At 64.5% G+C, this 18,816-nt stretch carries 30 protein-coding genes; all 30 read right to left on the bottom strand.

Going from position 1 to position 18,816, the window contains the following annotated elements:
- Positions 1-142: 142 nt before the first annotated feature.
- The 30 genes from I0K15_RS11780 to tuf all read right to left on the bottom strand — a co-directional run bounded on the left by I0K15_RS11780 (position 143) and on the right by tuf (position 18,812).
- Complete coding sequence (locus I0K15_RS11780; RefSeq protein ID WP_196101716.1) at positions 143-1,456, bottom strand: replication-associated recombination protein A; 1,314 nt, start codon at positions 1,454-1,456, stop codon at positions 143-145.
- A gap of 3 nt (positions 1,457-1,459) precedes the next feature.
- Positions 1,460-2,749, bottom strand: coding sequence for an O-antigen ligase family protein (locus I0K15_RS11775; RefSeq protein ID WP_230374096.1), 1,290 nt, complete (start codon positions 2,747-2,749; stop codon positions 1,460-1,462).
- An 88-nt stretch (positions 2,750-2,837) separates the two neighbouring features.
- Positions 2,838-3,257: a 50S ribosomal protein L17 gene (gene rplQ, locus I0K15_RS11770; RefSeq protein WP_196101714.1), complete on the bottom strand. Its 420-nt coding sequence runs from the start codon at positions 3,255-3,257 to the stop codon at positions 2,838-2,840.
- Between the two features lie 173 nt (positions 3,258-3,430).
- Complete coding sequence (locus tag I0K15_RS11765; protein WP_196101713.1) at positions 3,431-4,447, bottom strand: DNA-directed RNA polymerase subunit alpha; 1,017 nt, start codon at positions 4,445-4,447, stop codon at positions 3,431-3,433.
- A gap of 130 nt (positions 4,448-4,577) precedes the next feature.
- Positions 4,578-4,967: a 30S ribosomal protein S11 gene (gene rpsK / locus I0K15_RS11760; protein ID WP_196101712.1), complete on the bottom strand. Its 390-nt coding sequence runs from the start codon at positions 4,965-4,967 to the stop codon at positions 4,578-4,580.
- Between the two features lie 12 nt (positions 4,968-4,979).
- Positions 4,980-5,348 (bottom strand): 30S ribosomal protein S13, encoded by a 369-nt coding sequence (gene rpsM, locus I0K15_RS11755; RefSeq protein WP_196101711.1) that lies wholly within the window; start codon positions 5,346-5,348, stop codon positions 4,980-4,982.
- 194 nt (positions 5,349-5,542) lie between these two features.
- Positions 5,543-6,187 (bottom strand): adenylate kinase, encoded by a 645-nt coding sequence (locus I0K15_RS11750; RefSeq protein WP_196101710.1) that lies wholly within the window; start codon positions 6,185-6,187, stop codon positions 5,543-5,545.
- Positions 6,187-7,548, bottom strand: a complete 1,362-nt coding sequence (gene secY / locus I0K15_RS11745; RefSeq protein WP_196101709.1) for a preprotein translocase subunit SecY — start codon at positions 7,546-7,548, stop codon at positions 6,187-6,189. Before secY ends, I0K15_RS11750 begins: the two co-directional genes overlap by 1 nt.
- Positions 7,549-7,651: 103 nt before the next feature.
- Complete coding sequence (rplO, locus tag I0K15_RS11740) at positions 7,652-8,137, bottom strand: 50S ribosomal protein L15 (protein ID WP_196101708.1); 486 nt, start codon at positions 8,135-8,137, stop codon at positions 7,652-7,654.
- Positions 8,138-8,320: 183 nt separating this feature from the next.
- On the bottom strand, positions 8,321-8,506 hold the full coding sequence (rpmD, locus tag I0K15_RS11735; RefSeq protein ID WP_196101707.1) for a 50S ribosomal protein L30: 186 nt from the start codon (positions 8,504-8,506) through the stop codon (positions 8,321-8,323).
- A gap of 3 nt (positions 8,507-8,509) precedes the next feature.
- Positions 8,510-9,082 carry a 30S ribosomal protein S5 gene (rpsE, locus tag I0K15_RS11730; protein ID WP_196101706.1) on the bottom strand — a complete coding sequence of 191 codons (573 nt, stop codon included), beginning with the start codon at positions 9,080-9,082 and terminating at the stop codon, positions 8,510-8,512.
- Positions 9,083-9,092: 10 nt separating this feature from the next.
- Positions 9,093-9,452: a 50S ribosomal protein L18 gene (gene rplR / locus I0K15_RS11725; protein WP_196101705.1), complete on the bottom strand. Its 360-nt coding sequence runs from the start codon at positions 9,450-9,452 to the stop codon at positions 9,093-9,095.
- A 12-nt stretch (positions 9,453-9,464) separates the two neighbouring features.
- Entirely contained in the window at positions 9,465-9,998 is a 534-nt protein-coding gene (gene rplF / locus I0K15_RS11720; protein WP_196101704.1) for a 50S ribosomal protein L6, read from the bottom strand.
- Between the two features lie 13 nt (positions 9,999-10,011).
- Positions 10,012-10,410: a 30S ribosomal protein S8 gene (gene rpsH, locus I0K15_RS11715; RefSeq protein WP_196101703.1), complete on the bottom strand. Its 399-nt coding sequence runs from the start codon at positions 10,408-10,410 to the stop codon at positions 10,012-10,014.
- A gap of 12 nt (positions 10,411-10,422) precedes the next feature.
- A complete protein-coding gene (rpsN, locus tag I0K15_RS11710; protein ID WP_196101702.1) occupies positions 10,423-10,728 on the bottom strand; it encodes a 30S ribosomal protein S14 in 306 nt (101 codons plus the stop codon).
- A 16-nt stretch (positions 10,729-10,744) separates the two neighbouring features.
- Positions 10,745-11,305, bottom strand: a complete 561-nt coding sequence (gene rplE / locus I0K15_RS11705; RefSeq protein ID WP_196101701.1) for a 50S ribosomal protein L5 — start codon at positions 11,303-11,305, stop codon at positions 10,745-10,747.
- Positions 11,298-11,612, bottom strand: coding sequence for a 50S ribosomal protein L24 (gene rplX / locus I0K15_RS11700; RefSeq protein ID WP_196101700.1), 315 nt, complete (start codon positions 11,610-11,612; stop codon positions 11,298-11,300). Before rplX ends, rplE begins: the two co-directional genes overlap by 8 nt.
- A complete protein-coding gene (gene rplN, locus I0K15_RS11695; protein WP_196101699.1) occupies positions 11,612-11,980 on the bottom strand; it encodes a 50S ribosomal protein L14 in 369 nt (122 codons plus the stop codon). Before rplN ends, rplX begins: the two co-directional genes overlap by 1 nt.
- 62 nt (positions 11,981-12,042) lie before the next feature.
- Complete coding sequence (gene rpsQ, locus I0K15_RS11690; RefSeq protein WP_196101698.1) at positions 12,043-12,285, bottom strand: 30S ribosomal protein S17; 243 nt, start codon at positions 12,283-12,285, stop codon at positions 12,043-12,045.
- A 3-nt stretch (positions 12,286-12,288) separates the two neighbouring features.
- Positions 12,289-12,495, bottom strand: a complete 207-nt coding sequence (rpmC, locus tag I0K15_RS11685) for a 50S ribosomal protein L29 (protein ID WP_196101697.1) — start codon at positions 12,493-12,495, stop codon at positions 12,289-12,291.
- A 224-nt stretch (positions 12,496-12,719) separates the two neighbouring features.
- Entirely contained in the window at positions 12,720-13,133 is a 414-nt protein-coding gene (gene rplP / locus I0K15_RS11680) for a 50S ribosomal protein L16 (RefSeq protein ID WP_196101696.1), read from the bottom strand.
- A 20-nt stretch (positions 13,134-13,153) separates the two neighbouring features.
- A complete protein-coding gene (gene rpsC / locus I0K15_RS11675; protein WP_196101695.1) occupies positions 13,154-13,852 on the bottom strand; it encodes a 30S ribosomal protein S3 in 699 nt (232 codons plus the stop codon).
- Positions 13,852-14,241 (bottom strand): 50S ribosomal protein L22, encoded by a 390-nt coding sequence (rplV, locus tag I0K15_RS11670; protein ID WP_196101694.1) that lies wholly within the window; start codon positions 14,239-14,241, stop codon positions 13,852-13,854. Before rplV ends, rpsC begins: the two co-directional genes overlap by 1 nt.
- A gap of 4 nt (positions 14,242-14,245) precedes the next feature.
- Positions 14,246-14,524, bottom strand: a complete 279-nt coding sequence (gene rpsS / locus I0K15_RS11665) for a 30S ribosomal protein S19 (RefSeq protein ID WP_196101693.1) — start codon at positions 14,522-14,524, stop codon at positions 14,246-14,248.
- 14 nt (positions 14,525-14,538) lie between these two features.
- A complete protein-coding gene (gene rplB, locus I0K15_RS11660) occupies positions 14,539-15,372 on the bottom strand; it encodes a 50S ribosomal protein L2 (protein WP_196101692.1) in 834 nt (277 codons plus the stop codon).
- Positions 15,373-15,452: 80 nt separating this feature from the next.
- On the bottom strand, positions 15,453-15,749 hold the full coding sequence (locus tag I0K15_RS11655; protein ID WP_196101691.1) for a 50S ribosomal protein L23: 297 nt from the start codon (positions 15,747-15,749) through the stop codon (positions 15,453-15,455).
- Positions 15,746-16,366, bottom strand: coding sequence for a 50S ribosomal protein L4 (gene rplD, locus I0K15_RS11650; RefSeq protein WP_196101690.1), 621 nt, complete (start codon positions 16,364-16,366; stop codon positions 15,746-15,748). The genes I0K15_RS11655 and rplD overlap by 4 nt, the downstream gene beginning before the upstream one ends.
- A complete protein-coding gene (gene rplC / locus I0K15_RS11645) occupies positions 16,363-17,238 on the bottom strand; it encodes a 50S ribosomal protein L3 (RefSeq protein ID WP_196101689.1) in 876 nt (291 codons plus the stop codon). Before rplC ends, rplD begins: the two co-directional genes overlap by 4 nt.
- Positions 17,239-17,251: 13 nt before the next feature.
- Positions 17,252-17,560, bottom strand: a complete 309-nt coding sequence (gene rpsJ, locus I0K15_RS11640; RefSeq protein ID WP_097930436.1) for a 30S ribosomal protein S10 — start codon at positions 17,558-17,560, stop codon at positions 17,252-17,254.
- A gap of 76 nt (positions 17,561-17,636) precedes the next feature.
- Positions 17,637-18,812 carry an elongation factor Tu gene (gene tuf, locus I0K15_RS11635; RefSeq protein ID WP_196101674.1) on the bottom strand — a complete coding sequence of 392 codons (1,176 nt, stop codon included), beginning with the start codon at positions 18,810-18,812 and terminating at the stop codon, positions 17,637-17,639.
- Positions 18,813-18,816: the final 4 nt, after the last annotated feature.

Genomic DNA, 18,816 nt, shown 5'->3' with positions numbered 1-18,816 from the left:
CCGATTAATCTAAATTAATTTCTTTACGAAACCCAATGCAACATTAGTTACCCAACGCCCGAGCGGCCGTCATGCCCCGTGGACGCGGTAGGACACTTTGTCTCGACGGATTTGGTAGGTCGTTCTCGCCGTTGGAAGGGGCTCAGCCGTCTTCCGTCCGCCGGGCGCGCAGCTTGGCGAAATACTCCACCCGCTTCTTGAGCTCGCGCTCCGCCCCGCGTTCGACGGGGACGTAGTAGACGCCGCGCTTCATGCCGTCGGGGAAGTAGTTCTGGCCGGAGAAGCCATCCTCCGCATCGTGGTCGTAGGCATAGCCCGCACCATAGCCTTCCTCCTTCATCAGTTTGGTGGGGGCGTTCAAGATGTGCTTGGGCGGCGGCTCCGATCCGGTCTGCTTCGCCGCGCCCATCGCGGCCTTGTAGGCGGTGTAGGCCGCGTTCGATTTCGGGGCGAGGGCGAGGTAGATCACCGCCTGCGCCAGGGCGAGCTCCCCCTCGGGCGAGCCCAGCCGCTCGTATGTCTGCCAGCCCTGCAGGCACAGCGCCTCGGCATGCGGGTCGGCGAGGCCGATATCCTCGACCGCCATCCGCGTGATGCGTCGGGCGAGGAACCGGGGATCCTCGCCGCCCTGGAGCATCCGCGCGAACCAGTAGAGCGCGGCGTCGGGGTCGGAGCCGCGCACGGATTTATGGAGGGCGGAGATCAGGTTGTAATGCTCGTCGCCCGACTTGTCGTATTTCGTAGCGCGGCGGGTGAGGCGGGTGGTCAGCGTCTCGCGGTCGATGGGCTTCGACGCGCCCCAGCCGATCACCTGCTCCGCGAGGTTCAGGAGGGCCCGTCCGTCGCCGTCGGCCATCTCGGTCAGCGCCTCGCGCGCCGGGCCGTCGAGGGGCAGCGCGCCCTCCTCCTGCTCCACCCGCTGGAGGATCCGCTCCAGCGCTGGCAGATCCAGACGGTTGAGCGTGATGACCTGCGCGCGGGACAGAAGCGCCGAGTTAAGCTCGAAGGACGGGTTCTCCGTCGTCGCGCCAACCAGCACGATTGTGCCGTCCTCCATGTGCGGCAGGAACCCGTCCTGCTGCGCCTTGTTGAAACGGTGGATCTCATCGACGAAAAGGAGCGTGCCGCGGCCCTGGGTGCGGCGCAGCTTCGCCGCCTCGAACACCTTCCTGAGCTCCGGCACGCCGGTGAAGATCGCGCTGATCTGGACAAAGGCGAGGTCGGTCTCCTGCGCCAGCAGCCGCGCGATGGTGGTCTTGCCCACCCCCGGCGGCCCCCAGAAGACGATAGAGCCGAGATTGCCCGCCGCGAGCATCGCGCCGAGCGGCCCCTCCGGCCCCAGCACGTGATCCTGCCCGATCACCTCGGCAAGGCTTTGCGGCCGCATCCGGTCGGCCAGCGGACGCGGCGCCTCGGCAGAGGGTTCGCGGGCAGCGGTGTCGAAGAGATCGGCCATATCTCAACGCATATAGGTGTGCCGATCCGGGCCCGCACCTGGAAGACGTGCTAGAGTCACCCCCCAAGCGATCGACATGAGGATTACCGGCACGCCGTAGAAATAGGTACCTGAAATCAGCGAATATGCGGTCGCCACGTTCAAAACTCCCAGAGCAGCAGCCTGCTCAATCCCCATACGCCGCTGCGCTTTGAACCAGTAGACGAGCACAAGCAGGCATGCCAACCCTCCCATCGGCAGCCCCCAGGCGAGCAGCAGCTCCAGCGGCCAGTTGTGCAGGTGGAGCATCGGAGCTTCGTAGGCCGCGAAGGGGGCGTGAGCGTAGCCCCAACCGGTTAACGGTCGAAGCTGAATGTTAGCAACCGCATCTTGCCACATGCCCATGCGATTGCTGGACAGAGTATCCAGACTCGGCGTTGATGCTGCACCCGTGAGGATACTCTCGAGGCCTGGCAGTGATGCCAACATGTTCACCAGTCCGAAATTGGTATTCGGAGTCGGGATCAGCAGCGAAAGCGCGGCAGCAATCAAGAGCGCGGCCATCAACCGCATCAAGGTCCGTATCTGCAGCTGTCCACTTACCAGCAGCGTGAAGGGGAGCGCCGTCACCAAAACGACAATTGTGCCTCGCGCACCTGCCCAGAATGCGATGGTGGCGGCAAGCAAAGTCAGAGCCACCGTCCATCGCCCCCCCAGGCGCAATGCGACCAGCATTGCTCCTGCGGTCGCACTCAGCGTCAAAAGGTGACCTGCTCGACGAACGTTACCGAAGGCGGGAAGGAGACTTGTATACTCCTGTGGGATCACATCACCGTAAAGCTGGTAGTAAAGCACGAGCACCGCGCCGTAGAGGGGACCCGACCAGAGAAGCGCGCGCAGAAAGAGAAGCACGAGATCGACTCCGTGACGCTCGACGGCCGCTCGCATAATGCATGCCGCCAAGACGCCCCACACAACAAACTGGGTCCAGAAAAGGGCCCACAAGGGTACCTGAGCCACATAAAATACGCTGAAGATAGCCCAGCCGAGAACTAACAGGATCGATGCGCGTAGACGAGGATGCGGTCGATGTGTGGTCGATGAAGGCCGCACGGCCAAATCACCGAAAATGAAAAACAGCGTCGCTGGAACGAGCGCGAAAAGGGTCTGGGCCAGACCAACGAAGATTCGCTCTTGAGGCGGCAACATCAGCAACGCCGCAAATGCCGGCAACCCCGCGATCAGAATGAAGGGGAAGTAGTGAAGCGGCCTCAGGGCCAATGCAGGACGGATCGCCATCGAGGCGGACGACATTATCGAGGTCTCCAAACAAAAGGGGCGACCCCTGGCCGCCCCTTACGTTAGTCGAACTCGTTCCAGACGAGCAATTGCTGTGGGCGGATTACTCCTCCGCCGCCTCTTCCTCGGCGACGCGGGCCTTGTCGGCGGCGCCCTTCGCGGAGGTGTCGCGGTCGACCAGCTCGATGATCGCCATCGGGGCCATGTCGCCGTAGCGGAAGCCGGCCTTCAGCACGCGGGAGTAGCCGCCGTTACGCTCGGCATAGCGGGGGCCGAGCACGTCGACGAGTTTCGCGACGGCGGCGTCCTGCTTGATCTGCGCATGGGCGAGCCGGCGGGCGTGGAGGTCGCCGCGCTTGCCGAGCGTGATCAGCTTGTCGATGATCCGCTTCAGTTCCTTCGCCTTGGGCAGCGTGGTCTTGATCTGCTCATGCTCGATCAGGGACGCGGCCATGTTGGCGAACATCGCCTTGCGGTGTTCGTGGGTGCGGTTGAGTTTGCGGTAACCGTTACCGTGACGCATGTGTCCATTCCTTCTTTATGCTTTGTCCGGCGGCCCTGCGTGGGGACCGCTCTCCTTGGGGCGGACCGCGAACCCATTTCGCGGCTGGCCCTTTGTTGTTGAACCGCCCCGGACGTGATCCGGGGCCGCTCAAATTCAAAAGGTCCCGGGTCAAGCCCGGGACGGTCGGGACCTTAGAACTGGTCCTCGTACTTCTTGGCCAGATCCTCGATGTTCTCAGGCGGCCAATCGACGATGTCCATGCCGAGGTGCAGGCCCATGCCGGTGAGCACTTCCTTGATCTCATTGAGCGACTTGCGGCCGAAGTTCGGGGTGCGCAGCATCTCCGCCTCGGTCTTCTGGATCAGGTCGCCGATATAGACGATGTTGTCGTTCTTCAGGCAGTTCGCGGAGCGGACCGACAGTTCGAGCTCGTCCACCTTCTTCAAGAGAAGCGGGTTGAACTCCAGGTCGTCCTCTTCCTCGGCGCGGGTCGCGGCCTCGGGCTCCTCGAAGTTGACGAAGACGTTGAGCTGGTCCTGCAGGATGCGCGCCGCATAGGCGATCGCGTCGTCCGGTGTGACGGAGCCGTCGGTCTCCACGTTCAGGGTCAGCTTGTCGTAGTCGAGCACCTGGCCCTCGCGGGTCGGCTCGACCTTGTAGCTCACCTTGCGCACCGGCGAGTAGAGCGCATCGACCGAAATCAGGCCGATCGGCGCGTCCTCGGGCCGGTTGCGGTCGGCGGCGACGTAGCCCTTACCCGTCTCGACCGTCAGCTCCATGTAGACGGAGGCACCATCGTCGAGGTGGCAGATCACGTGGTCCTTGTTGAGAACCTCGATGCCCGCGCTTTCGGAGATGTCGGCGGCGGTCACGACGCCCGGTCCCTTGGCCGAGATCGACAGGCGCTTCGGCCCCTCGACGTCCATCGAGAGGGCGACGCCCTTGAGGTTCAGGACGATGTCGGTCACGTCCTCGCGCACGCCCGCGACGGAGGAAAACTCATGCAGCACCCCGTCGATCTGGACGGAGGTGATGGCGGCCCCCTGCAGCGAGCTGAGGAGCACGCGGCGCAGGGCGTTGCCCAGGGTCAGGCCGAATCCCCGCTCCAGCGGCTCGGCGACGGCGGTCGCCTGGCGCTTGGGGTCGTTGCCCGGCTTGATCTCGAGGCTGGTGGGGCGGATGAGAGCCTGCCAGTTCTTGTGGATCATCTAGTATCCTCCATACCAGTTCCCGGCCGGATCCGGTGCCGGGAACGCCCGAGGGAAGTCATTCGAACTTCAAACGGAACGGGGGCACGGGCGGAAAATCCGCCCGCACCCCTGACCTTTCAGATCGCGATCAGACGCGACGGCGCTTCGGCGGGCGGCAGCCGTTGTGCGCGATCGGGGTCACGTCACGGATCGCCGTGATCGTGAAGCCGACAGCGCTGAGCGCGCGTAGGGCGCTCTCACGGCCGGAGCCGGGGCCCTGCACCTCGACATCGAGGGTGCGCATGCCGTGCTCCTGCGCCTTGCGGCCCGCATCCTCTGCAGCGACCTGCGCGGCATAGGGCGTGGACTTGCGCGAGCCCTTGAAGCCCATCGCACCGGCGGAGGACCACGCGATCGCGTTGCCCTGGGCGTCGGAGATCAGGATCTTCGTGTTGTTGAACGAGGAGTTCACGTGCGCGACGCCGGCCGAGATGTTCTTGGAGACCTTCTTCTTCGCGCGAATCTTTTCACGTGCCATGGATCAGCCTCCTTACTTCTTCTTGCCTGCGATCGGCTTTGCCGGGCCCTTACGGGTGCGCGCGTTGGTGTGCGTGCGCTGACCGCGGACCGGAAGGCCGCGGCGGTGACGCAGGCCGCGGTAGCAGCCGAGGTCCATGAGGCGCTTGATGTTCATCGAGTTCTCGCGCCGCAGGTCGCCTTCGACCGTCATGTTGGCGTCGATGTGCTCGCGGATCTTCAGCGCGTCGGCGTCGGAAAGCTCGTTCACACGGGTGGTCGGCTCGATGCCCGTCGCAGCACAGATATCACGTGCGGAGCTGCGGCCGATGCCGTGGATGTAAGTCAGGGCGATCTGCACCTGCTTGTTCGTCGGGATGTTAACGCCTGCAATGCGCGCCAAGGGTATTCTCCAGCTTGTTGCGGTTCCGTAGTTCCAGAACCTTTTTTCACAACTGAGGCCCACCGGGGTGAGCCGATGGACCGGGGGTGGACCCGACGGGCCCGATTCTCCCTTTCACGGGGAAGGCGCGACTTATAGCCGAAATGACGGTCGCGTCAACAGCCGCTCCGAACTTTGTCCGGAGCGGTGCGGTCTCAGGAGGCGAGCGCCCCCTCGACCCGCTCCTTCACCTCGTCGATGGCGCCGAGGCCGTCGATCGAGCGGAGCTGACCATGGGCATGATAGTACCCGATCAGGGGCGACGTGTCGCGATAATAGACGAGGAGGCGATGCCGCATGGAATCCTCGTTGTCGTCGGACCGGCGCGTGAACTCGGTGTGCCCGCACTTCACACACTTGCCGTCGTCGGGGATCGGCTTGGTCTGGTCGTGGTAGACCTCGCCGCAATTGGCGCAAGTCGACCGGCCGGTCACGCGGGAGATCAGCGCCTCGTCATCGACGCGCATGGCGACCACCGCATCGAGGCTCTCACCCCGCTTGCCGAGCAGATCCCGCAGCGCGTCGGCCTGGGCCAGCGTCCGCGGGAACCCGTCGAAGATCACGCCGGCGCCGGTGTCCCCGTCGAGATGCTCGGCGATCAGGCCGATGACGATCTCATCGGTCACCAGGTCGCCGCGCGCCATCACGTCGGCGACCTTGTTGCCCATCTCCGTGCCGGAGGTCTTGGCCGCCCGGAGCATGTCGCCCGTGGAGAGCTGGACCATGCCCCGCTCCTCGACCAGCATCCGCGCCTGAGTGCCTTTCCCGGCACCCGGCGGGCCCAGCAGGATTATGTTCATCAGCGCCGTCCCAGTGGTTTTTTCTTCCGGGCTGCACCCTTACCACGCAGACGCGACTTTTCAATCAGGCTTTCGTATTGGTGCGCGAGCATATGGCTCTGGATCTGGCTGACGGTGTCCATGGAGACCGAAACCACGATCAGCACCGACGTGCCGCCGAAGTAGAATGGCACCGCAAGCTGGGAGATCAGGACCTCGGGCAGCAGGCACACCGCCGTGAGGTACGCCGAGCCAACGACCAGCAGGCGCGTGACCACGTAGTCGAGATACTCCGCCGTGCGCGCACCGGGCCGGATGCCGGGCACGAAGCCGCCCTGTTTCTTGAGGTTGTCGGCCACGTCGTCCGTCTTGAAGGCGACGTTCGCGGTGTAGAAGTACGCGAAGAACACGATCATCGAGCCGAAGAACAACAGGTTCAGCGGCTGCCCCCGGCCCAGATAGGCGGAGACGTAGCTCAGGATCCCGCCGCCCTCCGCCGTGCCGAAGGTCGCAAACGTCTGCGGCAGCAACAAGAGCGAGGAGGCGAAGATCGCCGGGATCACGCCCGCCGGGTTGAGCTTCACCGGCAGGTGCGAGCTCTCGCCGCCATACATCTTATTGCCGACCTGGCGCTTGGGATACTGGATGTGGATCTTGCGCAGCGCCCGCTCCATGAAGACCACGAAGCCGATCACGACGATCACCATCAGGATGATCCCGACGACCACACCGCCGGAAATCGCACCCGTGCGGCCCGCCTCGAAGAACTGGGCCAGCGCCGCCGGCAGCTCCGCGATGATGCCCACGAAGATGATCAGCGAGATGCCGTTGCCGATGCCGCGCGCGGTGATCTGCTCACCGAGCCACATCAGGAACATGGTGCCGCCGACCAGCGTGATGACGGTGGAGGCGCGGAAGAACCAGCCGGGATCGAGGGCGAGGCCCCCTGTCTCCAGCCCCACGGCGATGCCGTAGCCCTGCACGATGGCCAGCGCGACCGTCCCGTAACGCGTGTACTGGTTGATCTTGCGCCGTCCGGCCTCGCCCTCCTTTTTGAGCTGCTCCAGGCTCGGCACCATGGCCGTGAGGAGCTGCACGATGATCGAGGCAGAGATGTACGGCATAATGCCGAGCGCGAAGACCGCCATCCGGCCCACCGCGCCGCCGGTGAACATGTTCACCATGCCGCCGATGCCGGACTGTGCCTGCTCGAAGAACTCGCGAAGCTGCACCGTGTCGATGCCCGGCACCGGGATGTAGGTCCCGATGCGGTAGACGATGAGCAGTGCGAGGGCGAAGAGGATGCGCTGCTGAAGTTCCTTGGCTTTGCCGAAGGTGCTCCAGCTCATGTTCGCGGCCATCTGTTCCGCTGCGGATGCCATGTGGACGAGGCCCTTTCATGCAAGCGCCGCCGAACCATGAAGGCTCAGGCGGCGCGAAAAGTTCGTTGTCAGATGTAAGGGGCGGGGTCCGCCCCCACAACCGTTATTCCGCGGCCGCCTCTTCAGCTTTCGCGGAGGTGATGTTGATCGCGCCACCGGCCTTCTCGACCGCCTCGACCGCGCCTTTGGACGCGCCGGTCACCTTCAGGATCACCTTTGCCGAGATCTCGCCCTTCGCAAGCACGCGGATGCCGTCATGCTTGCGGCGCACGAGGCCGGAGGCGACCAGCGCGTCCTCGTCGATCTCGCTCTTCGCGTCGAGCTTGCCCGCATCGACGAACTTCTGGATCAGGCCCAGGTTCACGATGGCGTACTTCTTCGGGTTCGGCACGTTGAAGCCGCGCTTGGGCAGCCGCTGGTAGAGCGGCATCTGGCCACCCTCGTAGCCGTTGATCGCCACACCCGAGCGGGACTTCTGACCCTTGATCCCGCGGCCACCCATCTTGCCCTTGCCGGAGCCGGGACCACGGCCGATGCGCTTCTTGGGTTTCGCGGCACCGGGATTGTCACGCAGTTCGTTCAATTTCATGTCGCTCTCTCCTCTTGCCGGATGCGCCCGCCAGAGCGTCTGCGGGGACCACGGCTTCAATCTTCACAACCGTCCCGGGCTCGACCCGGGACCTTTCGGGATGGACGGCCCCGGATCCATGTCCGGGGCGGTTCCAAGTCTTGCATGCGACCCCGGATCACGTTCGGGGCCATCGGAGAGGGCTCAGCCCTTCTCCTCGATGATCTCGACCATGTGCGGGATCTTGGCGATCATGCCGCGCACGGCCGGGGTATCTTCCAGCTCGCGGGTCTTGTGCATCTTGTTCAGACCCAGACCCTTGAGGGTGGCGAGCTGGTCCTTCGGGCGGCGGATCGGGGAGCCGATCTGCTTCACGACGATCGTAGCCATGCCTTATGCCTCCACCGTCTCTTCGACCGCTTCGGCCGGAGCGTCGGTCTTCGGCAGGATGTCGGCCACCTTCTTGCCGCGGCGCTGCGCGACCTGGCGGGGGGACGATTCCTTCTTCAGACCGTCGAGGGTCGCGCGGATCATGTTGTAGGGGTTCTGGGAGCCGGTGGACTTCGCCACCACGTCCTGGATCCCCAGCATCTCGAACACTGCGCGCATCGGGCCACCGGCGATGATGCCCGTACCCTGCGGCGCCGTGCGCATCACGACCTTGCCGGCGCCGTGGCGGCCCTGCATGTCATGGTGCAGCGTCCGGCCTTCCCGCAGGGGAACGCGGATCATCGAGCGCTTGGCCGCCTCGGTGGCCTTGCGGATCGCCTCGGGCACCTCGCGGGCCTTGCCCTTGCCGAAGCCCACGCGGCCCTTCTGATCCCCGACAACCACGAGAGCGGCGAAGCCGAAGCGCTTACCACCCTTTACGGTCTTGGAGACCCGGTTGATCGCGACGAGGCGATCGGCGAATTCCGGGTTTTCGTCGCGGTCGCGACGGTCCCGGCGATTGTCTTCACGAGCCATGATCGCCTCCTTAGAACTTCAGGCCGCCTTCGCGGGCCGCATCCGCAAGCGCCTTGACCTTCCCGTGGAACAGGAAGCCGCCACGGTCGAAGTAGACATCTTCGATGCCCTTCGCCTTGGCACGCTCTGCGATCGCGGCACCCACCTTGGCGGACGCTTCGACATTGTTTTTGCCCACGACACCCAGGCCCGGCTCCAGCGTGGAGGCCGCGGCAAGGGTCACGCCCTGAACATCGTCGATGACCTGAACCGAGATGTTCTTGGACGAGCGGTGGACGCTCAGGCGGGGACGGCCGTTCGCCGTCTTCCGCAGCTTGTTCCGAACGCGCAGGCGGCGTTTCTGGAACAGTTCACGTTTGCTGTTCGCCATCTGATGCGCTCCTTACTTCTTCTTACCTTCCTTGCGGAAGATGAACTCGTCCTTGTACTTGATGCCCTTGCCCTTGTAGGGCTCCGGCTTGCGCCATTCGCGGATGTTGGCCGCGACCTGGCCGACGAGTTGCTGATCGATGCCCTCGACCACCAGTTCGGTGGGCTTGGCCGCCGTGATCTTCACCCCTTCCGGGATCGCGAAGTCCACGTCGTGGGAGTAGCCGAGCGCGAGCTTGAGCGTGTTGCCCTGCACCTGCGCACGATAACCGACACCGTTGATCTCCAGCTCCTTCTTGAAGCCTTCGGTCACGCCCTGGACGCAGTTGGCGACCTGGGTGCGGGACATGCCCCACTGCTGGCGCGCGCGCTTGGACTTGCCGCGCGGGGCCACGGTGATGGCGTTGTCCTCGACCTTCAGATCGACATCGTCGGTCGCGGTGAAGCTGCGGACGCCCTTGGGCCCCTTCACTTCGATGGTCTGGCCGGACACCGTGGCGGTGACGCCGCTGGGCAGGTCGACCGGTTTCTTTCCGATACGAGACATTATTCAGGCCTCCTCAGAATACGGTGCAGAGCACTTCACCGCCGACATTGGCGGAGCGTGCCTGCGCGTCGGACATGACGCCGCGCGGGGTGGAGACGATGGCCACGCCGAGGCCCTGACGGACCTGCGGGATGTCCTTCACGCCGGAATACACGCGACGGCCGGGCGTGGACACGCGACGCAGTTCGCGGATCACGGGCTCGCCGTCGAAGTATTTCAGCTCGATGCGCAGCGCCGGGTGGCCGTCGGCCCCCGTCGTCTTCTCGTAGCCGCGGATATAGCCCTCGGCTTCGAGCACATCGAGCACCCAGGCGCGCACCTTGGATGCGGGCGAGACCACGGAGGACTTGCCGCGCATCTGCGCGTTGCGGATGCGGGTCAGCATATCGCCGAGAGGATCGTTCATCGACATCTCAAATCCTCCTTACCAGCTCGACTTGACCATGCCGGGGATCTGCCCGATGGAGGCGTAATCCCGCAGCGCGATCCGGCTCATCTTCAGCTTACGATAGTAAGCCTTCGGACGGCCCGAGACCTGGCACCGGTTGTTCAGACGGGTGGGCGAGGAGTTGCGCGGCAGCTTTGCCAGCTGCATGCGCGCCTTGAACCGGTCGGCCCGGTCGAGGCTCTCATCGTTTGCCCGCTCTTTCAGTTCTGCACGCTTCGCGGCGTACTTCGCGACCAGACGCTCACGCTTCTTCTGCCGCTCGATCATGGAAACTTTTGCCATAGGTTCTCTCCGCGGCTCAGTTCGTGAACGGCATGTTGAAGTGCTTCAACAGCGCCTTGGCTTCGGCATCGGTCTCGGCGGTGGTACAGATGACGATGTCCATACCCCACATCTGGTCAACCTGGTCGAAGTTGATCTCGGGGAACACGATGTGCTCCTTCAGGCCCATGGCGTAGTTGCCACGGCCATCGAAGCTCTTGCCCGGGATCCCGCGGAAGTCGCGGATGCGCGGCATCGCGATGGTGATCAGACGGTCGAGGAAGTCGTACATCCGGTCGCCGCGCAGCGTGACCTTGACGCCGAGCGGCATCTCCTCACGCACCTTGAAGCCCGCGATGGACTTCTTGGCCTTGGTGATGACCGGCTTCTGACCCGCGATCTTCATCAGATCGTCGTGGGCCGCCTTGATCTTCTTCGAATCCGCAACGGCCTCGCCGACGCCCATGTTCAGGACGATCTTGTCGAGGCGCGGGATCATCATGTCGTTCTTGTAGGAGAATTCCTCCTTCAGAGCGGCACGGATCTGCTCGCGGTACTGCGTCTTGAGACGCGGGGTGTAGGTCGCTGCATCAAGCATCGATGGTCTCCCCGGATTTCTTGGCGAAACGCACCTTCTTGCCGTCTTCCACGCGGAAGCCGACGCGGGTCGGGCCACCGTCCTTGGGATCGACCAGCGCGAGGTTGGACAGCTGGATCGGCATCTCCTTGGAGATGCGGCCGCCCTGGCTGTTCTGCGTCTGACGGGTGTGGCGGATCGCGACGTTCACGCCGGAGACCACGGCCTTGCCTTCCTTGGGCAGGACCTGGGTGATCTCACCCTCGCGGCCCTTGTCCTTGCCGGCGAGCACGACGACCTTATCGCCCTTGCGGAGTTTCGCAGCCATCACAGCACCTCCGGCGCGAGCGAGATGATCTTCATGAAGTTCTTCGCACGCAGCTCGCGCACCACCGGACCGAAGATCCGGGTGCCCACGGGCTCGTTCGAGTTGTTCAGGATCACCGCGGCGTTGCGGTCGAAGCGGATGGCGGTGCCATCTTCGCGGCGGACTTCCTTGGCGGTGCGCACGACGACGGCCTTGCGGACGTCACCCTTCTTCACGCGGCCGCGCGGAATGGCCTCCTTCACGGAGACCACGATGATGTCGCCGACGGAGGCGTACTTGCGCTTCGCCCCGCCGAGAACCTTGATGCACTGCACCCGGCGCGCGCCGGAATTGTCAGCGACATCCAGATTCGTCTGCATCTGGATCATGGATTATCTCCCGACCTGCGGGGACCGGTGCAGTCCGGCCCCGCGGTTTCGTTGATGTTGGGTTACTCTGCCGACGTGTCGGTCAGAACCTCCCAACGCTTCGACTTCGAGTAGGGCGCGCATTCGCGGATGCGAACGACATCGCCCACCTTGAAGGCGTTCTCTGCGTCATGTGCCCGATACTTTTTGGAGTCGCGGACGGTCTTGTGCAGCAGCGGGTGCGTGTAGCGCCGCTCGACCAGCACCGTGACGGTCTGGTCGTTCTTGTCGCTGGTGACGGTGCCTTGAAGGATACGCTTGGGCATCGATTACTCCTCCGATGCCGCGGCAGCGGCCTTTTCGTTCAGGATCGTCTTCACACGGGCCACGTCGCGGCGGACGGAGCGCATGCGTGCGGTGTTCTCAAGCTGGCCGGTGGCGCCCTGGAAGCGGAGGTTGAACGCCTCCTTCTTCAGCGCGACGAGCTGATCGCGCAGCTCGTCCGGCGTCTTGTCGCGAAGTTCGGTGGCATTCATTGCCAGTCTTCCTTTTTCAACAATCACCGGAGGGCCCCTGCGGGGTCACCCTGATTCCGATGGAGTTCTTGGATGAGGGCGTCGGATACGCCCTCCCCCGCAAACTTTCAAGTCCTTATCGCCTTGAACCGCGGGATTTCCGCGAGCTCCGGCCCGTCAAAGAGAAGAGCCCCGTGCCATTCGGCGCCGGGGCTCCCCCAAACTCGTATGTGCGAGGCGCGATCTTACCAGTCTTCGCGCTGGACGAAGCGGCACTTGACCGGGAGCTTCATGGCCGCGAGGCGGAGCGCCTCCTTGGCCACGTCCTCGTTCACGCCGTCGATCTCGAACATCACGCGGCCCGGCTTCACCTTGGCCGCCCAGTAGTCGACGGAACCCTTACCCTTACCCATCCGGACCTCGGTGGGCTTCGACGTGACGGGCACGTCGGGGAAGATGCGGATCCACACACGGCCCTGACGCTTCATGTGGCGCGTCATGGCCCGGCGTGCCGCCTCGATCTGACGGGCGGTGACGCGCTCGGGCGTCGTCGCCTTCAGACCGTACTGGCCGAAGTTGAGGGTGGAGCCACCCTTGGCCTCGCCGTGGATCCGGCCCTTGTGCTGCTTGCGGTACTTCGTACGCTTTGGCGAAAGCATGTCGTCTCTCCCCTACCCGCTCAGCCGCGCCCGCCGGGGCGGCCGCCGGACTGGAGCTCTTCCTGGCGGCGGTCACGAGCCGACGGATCGTGCTCCATGATTTCGCCTTTGAAGATCCAGACCTTGATTCCGATGATGCCGTAGGCGGTCTTGCCCTCGACATGTGCGTAGTCGATGTCGGCCCGCAGGGTGTGGAGCGGCACGCGGCCCTCCCGGTACCACTCGGTCCGTGCGATCTCGGCCCCGCCCAGACGGCCGGCGGCGTTGATCCGGATGCCGAGCGCACCCATGCGCATGGCGTTCTGCACGGCGCGCTTCAGCGCCCGGCGGAAGGACACCCGACGCTCGAGCTGCTGGGCGATGTTCTCGGCCACCAGGCGTGCGTCGATCTCGGGCTTGCGGACCTCGACGATGTTGAGGTGCAGCTCGCTGTCCGTCAGCTTCGAGAGCTCCTTGCGCAGCTTCTCGATGTCCGCGCCTTTCTTGCCGATGATGACACCGGGACGGGCCGCATGGATCGTGACCCGGCACTTGCGGTGCGGGCGCTCGATGATGATGCGGCTGATGCCGGCCTGTCCTTGAGTCTTGTGGATGTACTCGCGGATCTTGATGTCTTCGTGCAGAAGGTTGCCGTACTCCTTGGTGTCGGCATACCAGCGGCTGTCCCAGGTCCGGTTGACCTGAAGGCGCAGCCCGATCGGATTGACCTTGTTACCCATTAGGCTTGCTCCTCTTCGGCGCCGACCTGACGCACCTTGATCGTGACCTGGGAGAACGGCTTGAGGATGCGGCCGAACCGGCCACGTGCCCGCGGACGGCCGCGCTTCATCACCAGGTTCTTGCCGACATAGGCCTCGGCCACGATCAGCTCGTCCACGTCGAGACCGTGGTTGTTCTCCGCGTTGGCGATCGCGGACTGAAGGGTCTTCTTCACGTCCTCGGCGATGCGCTTCTTGGAGAAGGTCAGGTCCGTCAGCGCCTTGTCGACCGGCTTGTTCCGGATCATCTGCGCCACGAGGTTGAGCTTCTGCGGGCTCGTGCGCAGCATGCGGCTCACGGCCATCGCTTCATTCTCCGCGACGCGGCGGGGGTTCTTTTCCTGTCCCATCGTCTTACTTCCGCTTCGCTTTCTTGTCCGCGGCGTGACCGTAGTAGGTCCGCGTCGGAGCGTACTCACCGAACTTCTGACCGATCATCTCCTCGGTCACGTTGACCGGGATGTGCTTGCGGCCGTTGTAGACGCCGAAGGTCAGGCCGACGAACTGCGGCAGGATGGTGGACCGGCGCGACCAGATCTTGATCACGTCGTTGCGGCCGGATTCGCGCGCCTTCTCCGCCTTCTTCAGGACGTAGCTGTCGACGAACGGGCCTTTCCAGACTGAACGTGCCATCTTGTCAGGCCTCCTTATTTCTTACGCTGGTGGCGCGACCGGACAATGTACTTGTCGGTCGTCTTGTTGGTGCGGGTCCGGGCGCCCTTGGTGGGCTTGCCCCAGGGCGTGACCGGGTGGCGGCCACCCGAGGTCCGGCCCTCACCACCACCGTGCGGGTGATCGATCGGGTTCATGACGACGCCGCGGACGGACGGGCGGATGCCCTTGTGCCGGTTGCGGCCTGCCTTGCCGAGGTTCTGGTTCGAGTGGTCGGGGTTCGACACCGCGCCCACCGTCGCCATGCACTCCTGGCGCACCATGCGAAGCTCACCGGAGGAGAGGCGGATCTGCGCGTAGCCACCGTCACGGCCGACGAACTGGGCATAGGAGCCCGCGGCGCGTGCGATCTGACCGCCCTTGCCCGGCTTCAGCTCGATGTTATGGACGATCGTGCCGATCGGCATGCCGGTGAACGGCATCGCGTTGCCGGGCTTCACGTCAACCTTCTCGCCGGCGACGACCATGTCGCCCACCGCGAGGCGCTGCGGCGCCAGGATGTAGGCGCGCTCACCGTCGGTGTACTTCAGAAGCGCGATGAACGCGGTCCGGTTCGGGTCATATTCGATGCGCTCGACCGCGGCGGGGACGTCGTACTTGCGACGCTTGAAATCCACGATGCGATAGAGACGCTTCGCCCCGCCGCCCTTGCGGCGCATGGTGATCCGTCCGGTGTTGTTGCGGCCGCCGTTCTTGGTCAGACCCTCGGTGAGGGATTTGACCGGACGACCCTTCCACAGCTCCGAACGGTCGATCAGAACCAGCCCGCGCTGGCCAGGCGTTGTCGGCTTGTACGACTTCAATGCCATCTTGCTGTCTTCCGTTGGTTGATCTTGGTCTTCAAAAAGCGATCACGGCCCCCGAAAGGGCCGTGAGTCGGTGCTCTGTATCAGAGGCCCGTGGTGACGTCGATGGTGTTACCCTCTTCGAGCGTCACGTAAGCTTTCTTGACGTCCTTGCGGGTGCCGAGGCGCCCGCGGAACCGCTTGACCTTGCCCTTGGTGACGGTGGTGTTCACCGACTTCACCTTGACGTTGAAGAGACCTTCGACGGCCTCCTTGATCTGCGGCTTGTTCGCGTCGATCGCCACCTCGAACACCACCGCGCCAGCCTCGGATGCGAGGGTGGTCTTCTCGGTGATGATCGGCCGGCGGATCACGTCGTAGAGTTCCGGTTTCACGCTCATGCCAGCCGTGCCTCCAGTGCTTCGACGGCCGACTTCGTCAGGACCAGCGTGTCGCGCTTGAGGATGTCGTACACGTTGGCGCCGACGCTCGGCAGCACGTCGAGGGTTTCGATGTTGCGCGCGGCGCGGGCGAAGTTCTCGTCCACATCCGCACCGTCGATGACCAGCGCACGCTTCCAGCCGAGCTTGTCGAGCCGCTTGGCGAGTTCCTTGGTCTTGGCCTCGGTCAGCTTCGCCTCCTCGATCACCACCAGCTCACCGGCAGTCATCTTGGCGCTGAGCGCGTGCTTGAGGCCCAGCTTGCGGAACTTCTTGGGCAGGTCATGCTCGTGGCTGCGCGGGGTCGGGCCCTTGTAGACGCCACCCTTGCGGAAGATCGGCGCCTTGCGGGAGCCGTGGCGTGCGCCGCCGGTGCCCTTCTGGCGATAGATCTTCTTCGTGGAGTAGCTGACCTCCGAGCGGCCCTTGACCGAGTGCGTGCCGGCCTGCGCGCGGGCACGCTGCCAGCGCACGACGCGGTGCAGGATGTCCGCGCGCGGCTCCAGCCCGAAGACCTCGTCATTGAGGTCGATCGAGCCCGCCGCTGCGGCATCGAGGTTGATCACGTCGAGTTTCATTTCTCCTCACCCCCTTCAGGAGCGGCATCCTCTGCCCCGCCCTCGGTCGCCTTGTCAGCCTCGATCTGGGCTTCGGCTTCCTTCAGCGCGGCTTCCTCGGCAGCGGCCTGCTCAGCTGCGGCGGCCTCGGCGGCGGCTGCAGCTTCGGCTTCGGCTGCGGCGGCTGCTTCGGCTGCGGCCTTCGCGGCTTCCTCGGCTGCGGACTTCAGAGCCGCCGGGAAGATCGCGTTCTCGGGCACCGGCTTCTTCACGGCGTCCTTGATCGTGACCCAGCCACCCTTGGAGCCCGGCACAGCGCCCTTGACCATGATGAGGCCGCGCTCGCTGTCGGTCTTGACGACCTCCAGGTTCTGCGTGGTCACGCGGACCGCACCCATGTGGCCGGCCATCTTCTTGCCCTTGAACACGCGGCCCGGGTCCTGACACTGACCGGTCGAGCCGTGCGAACGGTGGCTGATCGACACGCCGTGCGAGGCGCGCAGACCGCCGAAGTTGTGCCGCTTCATGGCACCGGCGAAGCCTTTACCGATCGAGGTGCCGGCAACGTCGACATACTGACCCGCGAAGTAGTGGTCCGCGGTGATCTCCTCACCGACGCCGATCAGGTTGTCCTCGGACACCCGGAACTCGGCAAGCTTCCGCTTCGGCTCCACCTTCGCAACCGCGAAGTGGCCGCGCATCGGCTGGCTCACGTTCTTCGCCTTGGCCCGGCCCACGCCGAGCTGAACGGCGGTGTAGCCGTCCTTGTCAGCCGTGCGCTGTGCGACGACCTGGCAGCTTTCCATCTGGAGAACCGTGACCGGCACCTGCCGCCCGTCCTCCATGAACAGCCGGGTCATGCCCAGCTTCTTTGCAATCACTCCGGAACGCATCTTCCCTGCCCCCTCAGAGTTTGATTTCGACGTCCACGCCCGCGGCGAGGTCGAGCTTCATCAGCGCGTCCACCGTCTGCGGCGTCGGGTCAACGATGTCGAGCAGCCGCTTGTGCGTGCGGATCTCGAACTGCTCACGGCTCTTCTTGTCCACATGGGGACCCCGAAGAACGGTGAATTTCTCAATCTTGTTCGGCAGCGGGATGGGCCCGCGGACCGTGGCACCCGTACGCTTGGCGGTCGACACGATCTCCTGCGTGCTGGCGTCCAGCACACGGTAGTCGAAGGCCTTGAGCCGGATGCGAATGTTCTGACCGTTCATGGGTCGCCTCATCCATCACAATTTCAAAGAGCACGGCCGGGGAAACGGGTCCCCCGGCCGCAGCTTACGGGTTCGCTTACTCGATGATGCTCGAGACGACGCCTGCGCCGACGGTGCGGCCGCCTTCGCGGATGGCGAAGCGGAGCTTCTCTTCCATCGCGATCGGGGCGATCAGCTCGACCTCGAACTTCAGGTTGTCGCCCGGCATCACCATCTCGGTGCCCTCGGGCAGCTTCACCGTGCCCGTCACGTCCGTCGTGCGGAAGTAGAACTGCGGGCGGTAGTTCGCGAAGAACGGCGTGTGACGCCCACCCTCTTCCTTGGTGAGGATATACGCCTCGGCCGTGAACTTCGTGTGCGGCTTCACCGAGCCCGGCTTGCAGAGCACCTGGCCCCGCTCCACACCCTCACGGTCGATGCCGCGCAGAAGCGCGCCGATGTTGTCGCCCGCCTCGCCGCGGTCGAGCAGCTTGCGGAACATCTCGACGCCCGTGCAGGTCGTCTTCTGCGTGTCGCGGATGCCGACGATCTCGATCTCGTCGCCCACATTGATCACGCCGCGCTCCACGCGACCGGTCACAACCGTGCCGCGGCCGGAGATCGAGAACACGTCCTCGATCGGCATCAGGAACGGCTGGTCGACCGGGCGGTCGGGCTGCGGGATGTACTCGTCCACCGCGGCCATCAGCTCGGCGATCTTCTCCTTGCCGATGTTGTCGTCGCGGTCTTCCAGAGCCGCCAGAGCGGAGCCCGCGATGATCGGGATGTCGTCGCCCGGGAAGTCGTAGGAGGAGAGCAGCTCGCGCACCTCCATCTCGACGAGCTCCAGCAGCTCCTCGTCATCGACCTGGTCGACCTTGTTGAGGAAGACCACCAGCGCCGGCACACCGACCTGGCGCGCGAGCAGGATGTGCTCACGGGTCTGCGGCATCGGGCCGTCGGCCGCGTTCACCACCAGGATCGCGCCGTCCATCTGCGCGGCACCGGTGATCATGTTCTTGACGTAGTCCGCGTGGCCCGGGCAGTCGACGTGGGCGTAGTGACGGGCTTCCGTCTCGTACTCCACGTGTGCGGTCGAGATCGTGATGCCGCGCGCCTTCTCCTCCGGCGCACCGTCGATCTCGTCATAGGCCTTGAACTCGCCGAACTGCTTCGTGATCGCCGCCGTCAGCGTCGTCTTCCCATGGTCAACGTGACCAATCGTGCCGATGTTGCAGTGCGGCTTGTTCCGCTCAAACTTTTCCTTCGCCATAATG

The sequence above is a fragment of the Pontivivens ytuae genome, from assembly GCF_015679265.1.
Lineage (GTDB): Bacteria > Pseudomonadota > Alphaproteobacteria > Rhodobacterales > Rhodobacteraceae > Pontivivens > Pontivivens ytuae.
This window is presented reverse-complemented; position numbering and strand designations above follow the sequence as displayed.